12 protein-coding genes and 2 tRNA genes are annotated in these 14,754 nt (G+C 27.8%); 2 read left to right on the top strand and 12 right to left on the bottom strand.

Annotated elements, in window-relative coordinates:
• Positions 1-304: 304 nt before the first annotated feature.
• The 5 genes from RGC78_RS02315 to rph all read right to left on the bottom strand — a co-directional run bounded on the left by RGC78_RS02315 (position 305) and on the right by rph (position 2,462).
• Positions 305-378: transfer RNA gene (locus RGC78_RS02315), tRNA-Gly, on the bottom strand.
• Between the two features lie 17 nt (positions 379-395).
• Positions 396-471 (bottom strand) — tRNA-Pro (locus RGC78_RS02310).
• A 129-nt stretch (positions 472-600) separates the two neighbouring features.
• Complete coding sequence (locus tag RGC78_RS02305) at positions 601-1,080, bottom strand: YfcE family phosphodiesterase (protein WP_252215341.1); 480 nt, start codon at positions 1,078-1,080, stop codon at positions 601-603.
• An 11-nt stretch (positions 1,081-1,091) separates the two neighbouring features.
• Entirely contained in the window at positions 1,092-1,709 is a 618-nt protein-coding gene (locus RGC78_RS02300; RefSeq protein WP_252229786.1) for an XTP/dITP diphosphatase, read from the bottom strand.
• Positions 1,710-1,712: 3 nt separating this feature from the next.
• Positions 1,713-2,462, bottom strand: coding sequence for a ribonuclease PH (gene rph / locus RGC78_RS02295; protein WP_252215335.1), 750 nt, complete (start codon positions 2,460-2,462; stop codon positions 1,713-1,715).
• Between the two features lie 227 nt (positions 2,463-2,689).
• Between rph and RGC78_RS02290 the strand changes: the two genes are divergently transcribed.
• Complete coding sequence (locus RGC78_RS02290) at positions 2,690-4,351, top strand: hypothetical protein (protein ID WP_309555956.1); 1,662 nt, start codon at positions 2,690-2,692, stop codon at positions 4,349-4,351.
• A 72-nt stretch (positions 4,352-4,423) separates the two neighbouring features.
• Here the strand turns inward: RGC78_RS02290 and RGC78_RS02285 are convergent, their stop codons facing one another.
• Positions 4,424-5,905, bottom strand: coding sequence for an ABC transporter substrate-binding protein (locus RGC78_RS02285; protein WP_309555955.1), 1,482 nt, complete (start codon positions 5,903-5,905; stop codon positions 4,424-4,426).
• Positions 5,906-6,164: 259 nt separating this feature from the next.
• On the opposite strand from RGC78_RS02285, the gene RGC78_RS02280 reads away from it, so the two are divergent.
• On the top strand, positions 6,165-6,464 hold the full coding sequence (locus RGC78_RS02280; protein ID WP_252215326.1) for a hypothetical protein: 300 nt from the start codon (positions 6,165-6,167) through the stop codon (positions 6,462-6,464).
• Positions 6,465-6,525: 61 nt separating this feature from the next.
• On the opposite strand, the gene gatB is transcribed toward RGC78_RS02280, so the two are convergent.
• The 6 genes from gatB to RGC78_RS02250 form a co-directional block, all read right to left on the bottom strand.
• Positions 6,526-7,956 (bottom strand): Asp-tRNA(Asn)/Glu-tRNA(Gln) amidotransferase subunit GatB, encoded by a 1,431-nt coding sequence (gene gatB / locus RGC78_RS02275; RefSeq protein ID WP_309555954.1) that lies wholly within the window; start codon positions 7,954-7,956, stop codon positions 6,526-6,528.
• 20 nt (positions 7,957-7,976) lie between these two features.
• Positions 7,977-9,434 (bottom strand): Asp-tRNA(Asn)/Glu-tRNA(Gln) amidotransferase subunit GatA, encoded by a 1,458-nt coding sequence (gene gatA / locus RGC78_RS02270; RefSeq protein WP_309555953.1) that lies wholly within the window; start codon positions 9,432-9,434, stop codon positions 7,977-7,979.
• 18 nt (positions 9,435-9,452) lie between these two features.
• A complete protein-coding gene (gene gatC, locus RGC78_RS02265) occupies positions 9,453-9,746 on the bottom strand; it encodes an Asp-tRNA(Asn)/Glu-tRNA(Gln) amidotransferase subunit GatC (RefSeq protein ID WP_309555951.1) in 294 nt (97 codons plus the stop codon).
• Positions 9,747-9,844: 98 nt separating this feature from the next.
• On the bottom strand, positions 9,845-10,117 hold the full coding sequence (locus RGC78_RS02260; protein ID WP_309555950.1) for a hypothetical protein: 273 nt from the start codon (positions 10,115-10,117) through the stop codon (positions 9,845-9,847).
• Complete coding sequence (gene ligA, locus RGC78_RS02255) at positions 10,117-12,120, bottom strand: NAD-dependent DNA ligase LigA (RefSeq protein WP_309555957.1); 2,004 nt, start codon at positions 12,118-12,120, stop codon at positions 10,117-10,119. Before ligA ends, RGC78_RS02260 begins: the two co-directional genes overlap by 1 nt.
• Before the next feature lie 91 nt (positions 12,121-12,211).
• Positions 12,212-14,740, bottom strand: a complete 2,529-nt coding sequence (locus RGC78_RS02250) for a 3'-5' exonuclease (RefSeq protein ID WP_434062226.1) — start codon at positions 14,738-14,740, stop codon at positions 12,212-12,214.
• Between the last annotated feature and the right edge of the window lie 14 nt (positions 14,741-14,754).

Raw genomic sequence — 14,754 nt, 5'->3', positions numbered from 1 at the left:
CGTCTTAAGGGATTCGAACCCCTGGCCCACGCCTTAGAAGGGCGTTGCTCTATCCAGCTGAGCTAAAGACGCATATTTTGTTTTTTGTATCTCTTGTTACAACGTTTATCATTTTAATTCATAAGGTTTATTCTGTCAAGTTTTTTAAAAACTCTTTTTTGAATTTTCAAAAATCGCTTTAAACTTTTAACCCAAGAACCTTTATCATTATAAATTATTCTCTAAGTTATGTCAAGTAACTTTTTCATTCTCATGTTTAAATTACTTTTAACATTCATCAAGGATTATTAGTTATTAATGTTAATGGAGCGGGTGATGAGAATCGAACTCACGTAACTAGCTTGGAAGGCTAGGGCTCTACCATTGAGCTACACCCGCAATATTACATTTTAACTTGGTCGGGGTGACAGGGATCGAACCTGCGACCTCATGGTCCCAAACCACGCGCGCTCCCATCTGCGCCACACCCCGGAGTCATTGTTGTTATCTCCTGACGACAATGACTATTCTACAATATACAAATTAATTCGTCAATACTTTTTTTGAAAAATTATTATATTTTTTTATATCTATACCTAAAATCATCTCTTACATTTTATTCTATATATCAATTTCTTTTAGATAAACACTGGGTTCTAGTCCTTTTTTTATTTCTATAAACCCTATATGTCTCCCCCTATTTCTTGGTAATGATAAACTACCTGGATTCATCAATATTACATCATCATACTTTTCTATCATTGAAATATGTGTATGTCCAAAAAGAGCTATATCTGCTTTTAGCTCTTTTGATTTATAATAAATATTATTTAAACCATATTTAACGCCATATAAATCACCATGAGTAAAAAATATTCTAATACCCTCTATGTCTATAATTCCTTCTTTAGGATATTTATCTTTATAATCACAATTTCCACTTACAATATAAATCTCACCATTAAATTCTTTTGATATTTCTTCTGCATCTTCAACATTATCTCCTAAATGTATAGCAATATCAGCATCTTTTATATATTCACTAGCTATTTTTATATAATTGCTCATTCTATGAGTATCACTTATTACTGCAATTAACATGATTTGCTCCCCTATTCGCTTATCAGATTTAATATTGTGCCTTTTAATTTTTTTAAAGCTATTCCTCTATGACTTATATCATTCTTTTCTTCTAGAGTTAACTCTGCAAAAGTTTTATTTAATGGACCATAGAAAAATAAAGGATCATATCCAAAGCCATCATCTCCCTGTGGCTTTTCTAAAATATATCCATTTACATCTCCAGTTATTGAATAATACTTTCCGTATTCATCAAACATAGCTATTTGACACACAAATTTGGCGGTCCTTTTATTAGTAGGAACATTTGATAATTCTAATAATAATTTTTCATTATTCTTTTTATCATTACCATGCTCTCCTGCATACCTAGCTGAGTATATTCCTGGTGCACCCTTTAAGTAATCAACCTGCAATCCAGAATCATCGCTTAAAATTAAAAAGTCCTTTTCATATCTTGATTTTAATAAATTATATATTTCTTTAGCCTTTTTCTTTGCATTTTCTTCAAATGTACTACCATCTTCTTCTACATCTATATCTATATTTTCTTCATTTAAAGATTTTATTTCAATATTTAGATCTTTTAATAATTCTTTCATTTCTTTTATTTTTTTTACATTATTACTAGCTAAAATAAGTTTTTTCATAATCTAATTATTTCCTCCAGTACCAATCCAAAGAGATTCCATCTTTAATGATTCTTTTTGAACATTAATCATTTGTTTTATTCCCTTTTCTCCTAAATCCAATAACTCATTTAACTCATTTCTAGTATATGGACTCTCTTCTCCAGTACCTTGAACTTCAACAAAGCTACCTTCATCAGTCATAATTATATTCATATCTACTTTTGCTTTTGAATCTTCTTGATAACATAAATCTAATATTTTCTCATCATTAACTATACCAACACTTACTGCTGCAACAAAACTTCTAATAGGATATACCTTAAAAGGTTTTATTTTATGCAATTTATTGACAGCATCAACTAATGCTATAAATGCTCCTGAGATAGCTGTAGTTCTTGTACCACCATCAGCTTGAATAACATCACAATCGATCCATAATGTCTTTTCTCCTAAAGCTTTTAAATCTACAACAGATCTTAATGCTCTTCCTATAAGCCTTTGTATCTCCATTGTTCTTCCATCTATTTTTAATCTTGCGATATCTCTTATCTTTCTCGTTTCTGTTGATCTTGGAAGCATATTATATTCTGCTGTAATCCATCCTGATCCTGTTCCCTTCATAAATGGTGGAACTTTGTCTTCAATAGAAACATTACATAAAACTTTTGTATCGCCTACTTCTATATACACTGAACCTTCTGCATACTTTGTATAATGTCTTGTCACTTTAACATGTCTTATTTGATCATTTTTTCTTCCATCAATTCTCAACGAAATCACACTCCAAACACATATATTTCAAAATTTATTATATTATTATATTGTATATATTTTTACTTAATTTATTAATATTAACATATATAAATAATAGATTGATTTAAAGACCTCTTTAATACCTTTATTAAAAAATTTCACCTTTTATTTAGATTTTATGCACTATTTTTGAATTTAACTCATATTAATTAATAGTATGAGAATTTTTAGAGAGGTGAATATAATTGAGATATATAGGGCCATTTTTTAGAATGAATAGTCTTTCTCAAAAGGAAATTAGTAGTCAGCTTTTTTATTTATCAAAAGAATCAGTAAAAACTATTGTTCTTAATTCAAAATCTGGTCTTCTAATTCCTATTAGAGTTTCAAAAAAATCTTCTTCTACAAATGATATTAGCATATTAAATGACTTTTCTCCACTAATATGTATATATAGGAAATCATCACCTATGTTTATACACAATAAAACTTCACATGGGTTTGACGAATCCACTTTTAAAAAGGAAATAAACCCTTCAACAAATGCTTTAATGACCTTGTGTCTATTGGAGTTAAGTGATTATTATTCTAATTACGATAAAGATAATAGAAATATTATATCTTTCGAAAAGCCATTTAAATATATAGCAAAACAACAGCTAAAATTCTATTCAAAAAACCTTCGAAATAATGAGGGCGTTTTTGTTGATAAAAAAAATACGTCTGATGGAAATTCTAAAGGTTTTAATCTAATAGATAAAAATGATAAGTTCAAATTCTGTGACCAAGCTTTTATGATGGCAGCTTATTACTTATATTCTTTTTATAATAAATCTGATGTCGACAGTAATGATTATGAAAGATTTTCTAATGAAATTTTATGTGTATTAAGAGATTATAAAGAATCTCTTTACGACTTATCATTTGAAGAAAACTTAAATATTTTATTATGCTTAAATATTTTTTACAAGTATTCAAAAAGTTCTACAGCTAAAGATCTAATATTAGACTTAAGTGATTTCTTGATAAATAGGTTTATGATAAAGAACTATTATGTAAATTCATTAGAAAATTGTTGTTTATTAGCTATATGCTTAATGGAATCTTACAAACATACAAATATAATTTCTTTTAAAGAAACTAGCAAAGAAATTAATGATAAATTATTAAGTCTATATGATAATGATAAAAATATGTTTATTAAGCTTACAGATAAAAAAGAAACTAAGTATTCTTGCTTAGAAATTAATCTTTATTTGTTATCTTTAATGATCTATGCAAAAGAAGAAGATAAAATATCAGAATTAAAACCTATTATATCTAACATATATAGAAAACTTTATGTGAATAACAATCTGTTAACAAGTTGGCCTGAAGCTCCAACTTTAGATGAAGTAGAACGATATAAAAATTTAAGCTTAAAATCTGATGATATGCTAGATGAAACTTATTTTAGAATGCCTAACTTACCTACTCCAGAAAGTAATGGCTTAGCTCCTATATTTGTTAAAAACTTAAGTTATTCTAGAAAAAAAGATTGTTTTACAGTACCTAAAGTATCTTTTGATTCAAATAAAAACATGTTTTCTTTTCTACTATTTATATATTTTCTTAAAGACGATATTGAAAAAGAAATGGGATTTAGTAAAACTAAAACAAATATAACTGACTGCAGAACTACAACAGATGTTAATGATGTAGTGAATAATGAAGTCATTAATTCATCAGAATTAAATAATTCAGAACTAAATAATATTGAAATAGAAGATGTTGATGTTAGTACAAACTTAAATTTAAAAGTTCCTGATACTCCAAAATTAACAACTAATCTAAATAAAACAACATCTAATTCAGATACTAAATCAAAAAAATCTTCTAAAGACAAATCCAATAATAAAAAAAGTTAATACAGTATTGTAAAATATATAAGGCTATATCATTGATGTATTACCAGTGATATAGCCTTAATCTATAATAAACTATTTTATAGATGAAAAATCCATATTTCCATTACCATCCATTTTAATATTTGATATTTTTTTAGAATACGCTATATTTTCATTATAAAATATCAATGGCACTATTTTATATTCTTCAAAAATCTTATTCTCTAAATTTAGATATACATCATCATTGCAATTATTAGATAATAAAATTTCTTTTTCACTATCACTCATGTAATTAACAAATTTTTTATAAAATTTATCTTTATCTAAAATATTTGCTTCATTATTAATTAGTATCATATCATATCTTTTTTGTAATTCCTCATCATTAAATTCATCTTCTTTTAATAAACTATACTTTATAGATATATCTGTGTTTTCGGCAAACCACTTTTCTATAACCCTACATAACTCTCTGTTAATGCTATTATCTCTACATAATATAGTAAGTACTTTTGGTGGAGACCACACCTCTTCCTTATTACTTATTACTTTTCTTGTTTGTAATTTAGTTAAGTCTTCTTTATTTTCTCTAAAATAACTACCTTCAGCCAACTCAAATGATTTTTCATTTGAAGAAGAATAGTCTTCCATAGATTCTGATATATACTTATATATTTCTCTTCTGCCTTGTAAAGAAATATTATTTTTATCATTTATGTATAAATACACGCCTGTATCTTTGGGCATTGTTATTAAACTTCCATCATTACTTAACTTATTTAATTGGCTTTGCGGTGGGTTTATAACAATATCTCTTTCTCCAATTTCAAATGATGCCATAGACAATTCTACATTACTATCATTTATTAAATTTATAACTCTTCTATTTCCATCATTGCTATTTGATTCTAATGTTATTTTATCATTCATAAATGATGTTATTTTATAATCTCCACTATAAATCACTTCATTATAATTCTTTTTAATATTTTCCCACATAACTAAATACTTTCTTAATCTATATTGTGGCTTAGTTAATTCGCTTAAAAATTTATCATTTTTAGCATTAAGTCTTATAATGACACTGTTATCTTTAGATTTTATTGCAACCCCTTTTTCAAAAGTAGTTTTCCCATCTTTAAATTCTCTAGCACCATAAACATCTAATAATGCATGTATGTTTTCTTCATCATCCTCTTTTAGTAGTTCTCTAAAAAACACAATTACATCATCTGAAGTTATTTTGCTTCCATCACTCCAATATATATTATCATCTATCTTAAATTCATATTCTATTCCATCTTCACTTTTAATTATTTCTTTAGCTAAAGAAGGCAATATATTATTATCTATATCCTTTGAAACTAAACCTCTACTAACAGCACAAATTATATCTTCATTTCGCTTAGATAAGTTAGCAAAAGTCTTTAAATTATCTGGTATATCTTCTACTCCATAATTGATAACATCATCACCTTTTTTATCTGATGAAACATTATCAATCTGAATAAATCCTAATAAAAAAGCACCTATGATAAAAATTAAGGATATAGGTAACAAGTATTTTTTCAATGTTAATAACCTCCTTACTCTTACAATATACATAATTAAATTATTAACATTTTATTTAATTTATAATCATTAATATTTATAATTAATTTTATTGCGCTATCCATCTTTACTTATTCATATATCATATACTATGCTAAAATAGGCATTATATTTAAAATACATATTTTATCATTTTTGTGCTACTATACCATAAATATATATTTAAAATAAATATTCTATTATGGTATAATATTACCATATTTTATTGGAGGTTTTTAAAATGAAATTTTTAACGGCTACATTTCTAATAGTTGCAATACTATTTATGTTCGTTTTTATGTTTATAGGAATATGGTTATTTATAGTAGCAATAAAATCACATAAACAATTACGATATCAAAACTATATATTAGAAAAGATTTGTCAAAAACTTAATGCATTATCTAATAAAATGTATTTTAATGAATCCATAAAAGATAATCCAAATTATTCAACAGATGATTTTGATTTAAATCAAACTACTGAAGACAGTGACTATGATGATATATCTAGTTTTGATAAATCCGAAGAATTAAAATAAGAAAAACCTACTATGAAACATCTTATTTCATAGTAGGTTTTTTTACCTCTAATAGTCTTTTCTATCTTTTCTCTACTTCTTCAGTAACTAATTTATTAACAATTCCTGGGTTTGCTTGACCTTTAGTTTCTTTCATTACTTGACCAACCGCAAATCCAAGTATTCTAGTTCTTCCACTCTTGTATTGTTCAATAACTTGTGGATTTTCATCAAGAACTTTATTAACTAATTGACGAATAGCATCTTCATCATTATTTTGTTTTAGGCCTTTTTCATCAATTATAGTCTTTGGTGATTTTCCTTCTGCAAACATATCATCAAGTACTTTTTTACCTATAGCACTTGATATAGTTCCATCATTTATTACTTCTATTAATTCTGCTAAATCTTTAGGAGAGAATTTTAAATCTTCTACCCAAGTACTTTCTTCTTTCATAAGTCTTGAGATATCTCCCATGATCCAATTTGATGCTGCTTTAGGATCTCCAGATATTTTAGCACATTCATCAAAATAATCTGCCATTGAATCTGTAAGCGTTAATACATGTGCATCATATTTAGGTAAACCATATTCTTTTACAAATCTATCTGCCTTTTGATATGGAAGTTCTGGAATAGTAGCTCTTATTTCTTCAATCCATTCATCAGAAACATTTAAAGTTACTAGATCTCCTTCTGGGAAGTATCTATAGTCATTTGCTTCTTCCTTACTTCTCATAACTATAGTTTTATTGTTTGTTTCATCCCATCTTCTAGTTTCAACACTTAAAGCTTCTCCATTAGTTACAGCTTCAACTTGTCTGTCAAATTCGTAATTTAATGCCTTTTCTAATGCTTTAAATGAATTCATATTCTTGATTTCTGATCTTATACCAAATGGTTCCGTTCCCTTTTCTCTAATAGAAATATTTCCATCACACCTTAAAGAACCTTCTTCCATCTTACAATCTGATATTTCAGCGGAACTTAATATGCTTCTAAGCTTTGTAAGATATAGTGTAGCTTCTTCTGGAGTTCTAATATCAGGTTTAGATACTACTTCTATTAATGGAACGCCTGCTCTATTAAAATCAACTAATGTACCTCTTTTAGTATGTAGTAACTTACCTGCATCTTCTTCTATATGAATTCTTTCTATTCCGATTCTCTTAACTTCTCCACTTTCAAGTTCAATATCAATATATCCATTTCTACATATTGGTAATTCATCTTGTGTTATTTGATAATTCTTAGGACAATCTGGGTAGAAATAATTCTTTCTATCCATTCTACCAACTTTAGTTATTTCACAATTTAAAGCTAATCCTGCTTTTATTCCTAGCTCTAAAACCCTTTTATTTAATTGTGGTAATGATCCTGGAAGACCTAAACATACAGGACAAACATGAGTATTAGGTTTTCCTCCGAATTCTGTTGTACAACCACAGTATATTTTAGTATTAGTTAAAAGTTCAGCATGAACTTCTAATCCTATGACTGATTCAAATTCCATTGTTTCTTCACTCCTTACCCCTATAGATTTGGATGCATTTCATGCCATTTAGTTGATTGCTCATAGCTATATGCAAGGTTAAATAATGTATCTTCTTTAAAATAATTGCCCATTATTTGAAGTCCTACTGGAAGACCATCAGTAACTCCACATGGAAGTGATATTGCTGGAATACCTGCTATATTTACAGGAACAGTATAAATATCCCCTAAATACATTTCTAATGCATTTTCTGTTTTTTCTCCAATTTTATAAGCTGGAGTTGGTGCTGTTGGTGATATTATAGCATCAAAATCTTTGAATATATTTTCAAATTCACCTTTTATAAGATTTCTAACTTTTAATGCTTTCTTATAATATGCATCATAATATCCTGCTGATAATGCATAAGTACCAAGCATTATTCTCTTTTTAACTTCTTTTCCAAGGGCTTCACTTCTTGATTTAAAGTATACATCAACTGCATCTTCAACACTTTCACTTCTATGTCCATATCTTACTCCATCAAATCTAGCTAAATTTGATGATGCCTCTGCACATGCTAATAAATAATAAGCTGATATCGCATAATCTGCTAATGGAAGTGATACTTCTGTAATTTCTGCACCATTAGCTTTGAATACTTCTAATGCATCATATATAGCTTTTTGAACCTTAGGATCTAATCCATCTTTGAAAAATTCCTTTGGTAATGCTATTTTCTTTCCTTTAATATTTTCTGATAAAGAGTCTTCATAATTAGGTACATTTATATTAGCTGTAGTAAAATCTCTATGATCAACTCCTGATATTACTTGAGTTAATAAAGCACAATCTTTAACATCTCTTCCTAATGTACCAACTTGATCTAAAGTAGAACCATAAGCTACAACTCCACTTCTTGAAACTCTTCCATATGTAGGTTTTAATCCAACTATTCCACAAAAAGATGCCGGTTGTCTTACTGATCCACCAGTGTCAGTTCCTAATGCTAAAGGAATTTCTTTTGCAGCAACAGCAGCAGCAGAACCACCTGATGATCCACCTGGTACTCTATCTAAATCCCATGGATTTCTAGTTATCTTGTAAGCAGAATTTTCAGTTGATGAACCCATTGCAAATTCATCCATATTTAACTTACCTAATATAACTCCACCTTGTGACTTTACATTTTCAGAAACTGTAGCATCGTATGGTGATATATATCCTTCTAATATCTTAGAAGCACAAGTGTTTTGCATGTTCTTAACGCTTATATTATCTTTAATTCCTAAAGGTGCTCCCCCTAGTACTCCAATATCTTCACCCTTACTTAACTTTTCATCCAATACTTTCGCATCATTTAATGCTTCATCTTCTGCAACATATAAAAATGCATTTACTTTATCATCTATATTCTTTACTTTTTCTAAATGAGCTTTAGTAACTTCTTCTACTGAAGCTTCTTTTTTAGAAATTAAGTTCTTTAATTCATGAGCTTTATAATTTGTAAAATCCATATTTCACCCTCCAATCTTCTATTGTTCTCTTATAATTGTTGGAACTAAAACATATTCTTCTAATGTTTCAGGCGCATTTTCTAAAACCTCTTCTAATTTAATTGAAGGGGTAATTTCATCTTCTCTAAATTTGTTTTCAATATAATAAGGGTTTACTATTATATCTTTCTTTTCAGTATCTAACTCTTGAAGCTTTTCAACATAATTTAAAATTTGATTTAAATCAGATGCTAAGCTTTCTTTTTCATCTTCATTAAAACTTAATCTTGCAAGTTCTGCAACATATTCAACATCTTTTTTAGTAACAGACATAGTTAACCTCCCTTTCAAAGTAAAGACAATTTAAAATTAAAATGTCTTATATATTATAAGTATCTTATTCAATACATTAAATTTTATCATAAAATCTTCTATTTTACTAAATTAACTATAAAAAATATTAAAGAAACAGATATTGTAAAACTAAAAGCAGAATACACTATTCTTTTTCTTCCAGTTTCATTAAGTAAAAATCCTACTGTAAGTACTAGCATAGTTATACATATTCCTAGTTGAACAGGTAAATATGAATTAAAAATTTGGTCTATATAACAAAATTGATAACTAGTTAAAAAAGTGCATACTATTAAAATACTAGTTATAAAGCCACATATTAGTGTTAACCAATTTACTAGTGTCTTCATTAACTTTCACTTCCTAACATTCTTTCAAATTCCTCTTCTGAAATAACCTTAACACCTAATTCTTCTGCTTTAGTTAATTTTGATCCTGCTGATTCTCCAGCAATTACATAGTCAGTTTTTTTACTTACACTACCTGAAACTTTAGCACCTAAGCCTTCTAGCTTAGTTTTTATCTCAGTTCTAGAATAATTTTGTAATGTACCCGTAGCAACTACAGTTTTATCTTTAAAAATACTTTCTACTATTTTAACTTCATCAAATATAGGATTCACTCCTAAATTTAATAATTCATCAATAGTATTTATTACTTTTTCTTCTTTAAAGAATTCAATTATATCCTGTGCAACTATATCACCAACATCTTGCACTGATACTAAGTCTTCAAACATAGCATTTTTCAATCCATCAATTGATTTAAATTTATTTACAATATCCTTAGCTGTTTTTACGCCTACATTAGGAATACCTAAAGCATATATAAATGAATATAACTTACAGTCTTTGCTTTTTTCAATTGCATTTAATAAGTTTTCCGCTTTCTTTTCCCCAAACTTTTCTAAGTCTATTAAATCTTCTTTTTTTAATTTATATAAATCTGAAATAGACTTAATATTTAATTTTTCAAATAATTGTTCTGCTGTTTTTTCTGAAAATCCTGCTATATTCATAGCATCTCTTGAAGCATAATGAACTATAGTTTTAACCAATTGTGGTTTACAAGAAAGTGTATTTTCACAGAAATAATGCGCTCCATTTAAAACTACATGACTACCACATGCTGGACATTCAGTTGGCGGTACTATTTCCTCAGATTTTTCTAATGTATTCTCTACTGTTCCCATAATTTCTGGTATAACATCATTAGATCTTCTAACAAATACATCAGCTCCAATTCTTACGCCCTTTCTTTTTATATCATCCATATTATTGAGAGTTGCTCTTTTAACAGTTACTCCTGCTAATTCTACTGGATCTAATATTGCTGTTGGACCTATTCTTCCACTTCTTCCAACATTCCATTCAACATCCAAAAGTTTTGTTGTAGCTTCTTGAGCTTCAAATTTATAAGCTATGGCCCATTTAGGGAATTTAACTGTATACCCTAATAATTCTCTTGTTCTAATATCGTCTATAGCTAATACTAAACCATCAATATCATAATTTAAATCAAATCTTATTTTTTCTATATACTCTATTTCTTTCTTTATATCATCAATAGATATACATACTTTTAAATAATCATCAATAGGCAATCCTTTTTCTTTAATAAATTCCATCATTTCTAAATAAGTTTTAAATTGATATCCTTCTTTATATCCAACATCATAGAAAAATGCTGACAAATCTCTTCTAGCAGTTTCTTTTACATTAAGATTTCTTAATGCTCCAGCCGCACCATTTCTCAAGTTTTTTAATGGAACATTTGCACTATCATTATATCTTTCAAAAGCTTCTTGTGTCATAATAGCTTCACCATGTACTTCAAATAAATCATCATTTTCTTGAAGCTTTAGTGGTATAGATTTAATAGTTTTTACTTGAGATGTTACATTTTCTCCTATTTCACCATTACCTCTTGTAGCACTTACTTCAAGCAAACCTTCCTTATTATAAGTTAAGTTAACTGTTAAGCCATCAAACTTTTTAGTAGCTATATATTTTAAATCTGGTAAGTCCTCACCCTTAGCTCTCATTTCATTAACAAATTTCACATTTCTATTATGCCAATCTTTTATTTCATCTAAGCTTTGAGCTTTATCTAAACTCCAAAGCTTTCCTTTATGTGTATATTTATTAAAACCTTCTAAAACAACATCACCAATTCTTAATGTAGGTGAATATGGTAGTACAAAGTCTGTTTCTTGCTCTAACGCCCTAAGTTCGTCATATTGTTTATCGTAATCCTTATCACTTACAGATGGATTATCAAGTACATAATAATCATATGAATTCCTATTTAAATTTTCAACAAGTTCTTTTATTCTCTCTATTTTATCCACTATTATCTCCATCTCCTAAATTAAGAAATTTTATAATTAATATATATATCAACTTCATATAAAATTTAAAACTCTATATGAAGCTAATCTAACTTTAAATTCCTTTTAACTTAGCAAATGATAACATTAAATTTTTAACTCCTTGTTTATCAAATGCAATAGTTAACTTTTTATCATCTCCAGAATTCTGAACACTAACTATTGTACCAACGCCAAATTTTTCATGTTGTACTTTTCTACCTAATGTAATTTCGTTAGCATTTAAATATTCTGAATCACTATTGTTGTTATTAATTGTATTAGTAGATTTACAAACATCTCTTATTATAGTGCTTCTTAAACTATGAGGATTATTATATGAATTATTTTTTTGAGCCTTAACATTAGAGGTATTTCCAGATCCTATTCTATTTCCACTTACATATTCCTTAAGTTCTGGTTTTATTTCATTAATAAAGTCAGACTGAGAATATGCTACTGTTCTACCAAATACTCTTCTAACTTCAGCTGATGTCATAAATAATGTTTCTTTTGCTCTTGTTATTCCTACATAACATAATCTTCTTGATTCTTCCATCTCAGATTCTTTTTCAAACGACATATTTCCCGGGAAAATACCATTTTCCATTCCAACCATAAATACAACTGGGAATTCAAGACCCTTTGCACTATGAACTGTCATTAATACTATCGTATCCTCTTGTTCTTCAATCTTATCTGTATCTTGAACTAATGATACTTTTTCTAAATATGCAGCTAATGATTTATCTTCATTATTCTTTTCAAAATCAACTGCATCTGAAACAAGCTCTTTTAAATTCTCAATTCTACTTTTATCTTCTATTTCCTTAGTTGACTCTAGTTGTTTTAAATATCCTGTATCTTTAAGTATTGACTCAATTAATACAGATATAGGTGCTGTTTCACTCAGTGACATAAATTCTTCCATTAAATTTGTAAAAACTTCTATATTATTAGCATTTCTAGGTGTTAATGTTGGTATTGTTCTAACTTCCATTAAAGCATCCCACATATCTAATTCGAAACTATTTGCAAATTCTTGAATTTTTGATACTGTAGCATCACCTATACTTCTTTTAGGAACATTTATTATTCTCTTTAAACTAACATCATCTCTTGGATTAACTATAGCCTTAAGGTATGCTAAAATATCCTTTATTTCTTTTCTATCGTAAAATCTAGTTCCCCCTATTATCTTATATGGGATTCCTCTTCTTCTTAAACTTTCTTCAAATATACGTGACTGAGCATTAGTTCTGTATAGTATAGCAAAATCCTTATACTCTTTATTTTCCTTAGATTTAATCTCTGTAATTTGCTTACTAACAAAATCTCCTTCATCACCATCTGAAAATGCCCTATATATCTTTATTTTATCTCCAGCTTCTTGTTCTGTTCTAAGTACTTTACTTTTTCTATTTGCATTATTCACAATTACTACATTTGCTGCATCTAATATATTACTCTTAGACCTATAATTTTGTTCTAATTTAATTACTTTAGCATTAGGATAATCTTTCTCAAAATCCAATATATTTTGAATATCTGCGCCTCTCCATTGATAGATACAATTATGCACTACAACATCATTTGCTATATAATTTCTAGCATTATCAATATTTAAATCATATACAAATCCATCATATTCTTCGCTTTCAACAGATACTATAATATCTTCTTTTATTACTCCATCACTTTCTATTGCAATTGCCATACCTTCTCTAAAACTTCCAAGTGGCATAAATAGAAAACTTTTTTCTCCAGTTAATTTAGCTTTTTTTAATATATCAAAATTTTCTTCAACTTCACTTAAACTTCTTGCAAATTCTTCTGCTTCATCATATAAAGCTCTTTCAGTCTCAACTCTATATGTATTTCTTTCACCATTTCTAACATTGAAACCCGCTTCTATAAATTTATTCTTTGTTTCATCACCAGAGGAATTAAGTCCTATTCTGTGAGAATATAATCCTCTTTGTAACGATTTTTTTCCTCCAAAAAAAGTCACATTAACTCTTTTTCTTACTGAATTTCCTCTTATTACTGCATTACTCAAATGATGTGGATATTCCTTATATAAATGTTCATCATCCATTAGTTTTTCAGCAGCACTTACTGTATCAATGTCATTAAACATATTTTCTATTTGTTCTTGTGATACTGTTATATTTCTTCCTCGTGAATTAAATACAATAGTTGGTATTCCATATTTTACAGAATAATATTGTTCATAATAAGTTGCATCACCTTTTGAGTTACAAACTTTTATTATCCATATTTTATCTGCTTGCTCTCCATTTAATCTAACTGCTAAACCACTAGCTTCTCTTTCATCTCTAGATCTTACAGAAGATGTTTGACCTATTCTATATCCAAAACCGTTTTTATACATTAAATAAACATAGTAATTCTCTTCTTCTAATAGTACTTTTCCAAATGAAATATGGTTAGGTGTAGCTTTTATTACCTTATTACTCTTTGTAGTAATTTTTATAACTTCTCCACAATACTTCTTTTTACTTATGTCACTTACTGATAATAATCCTATTTCTCCATTACCACATGCAACTTTAACTTTATCTTCGCAAGTTAATTTTTCTATTTTAACTTTTTTAT

Origin of the sequence: Clostridium aquiflavi (assembly GCF_031344075.1) — a bacterium.
Lineage (GTDB): Bacteria > Bacillota > Clostridia > Clostridiales > Clostridiaceae > Clostridium > Clostridium aquiflavi.
Note: the sequence above shows the minus strand (reverse complement) of the source record. Positions and strands in the feature narration are given on the sequence as shown.

What these genes read in the sequence shown, in the direction of transcription:
- RGC78_RS02305 (WP_252215341.1), bottom strand. Translation starts at nt 1,080, where the DNA reads ATGTTAATTGCAGTAATAAGTGATACTCATAGAATGAGCAATTATATA.
- RGC78_RS02300 (WP_252229786.1), bottom strand. Translation starts at nt 1,709, where the DNA reads ATGAAAAAACTTATTTTAGCTAGTAATAATGTAAAAAAAATAAAAGAA.
- RGC78_RS02280 (WP_252215326.1), top strand. Translation starts at nt 6,165, where the DNA reads ATGAAATTTTTAACGGCTACATTTCTAATAGTTGCAATACTATTTATG.
- gatB (WP_309555954.1), bottom strand. Translation starts at nt 7,956, where the DNA reads ATGGAATTTGAATCAGTCATAGGATTAGAAGTTCATGCTGAACTTTTA.
- gatA (WP_309555953.1), bottom strand. Translation starts at nt 9,434, where the DNA reads ATGGATTTTACAAATTATAAAGCTCATGAATTAAAGAACTTAATTTCT.
- gatC (WP_309555951.1), bottom strand. Translation starts at nt 9,746, where the DNA reads ATGTCTGTTACTAAAAAAGATGTTGAATATGTTGCAGAACTTGCAAGA.
- RGC78_RS02260 (WP_309555950.1), bottom strand. Translation starts at nt 10,117, where the DNA reads ATGAAGACACTAGTAAATTGGTTAACACTAATATGTGGCTTTATAACT.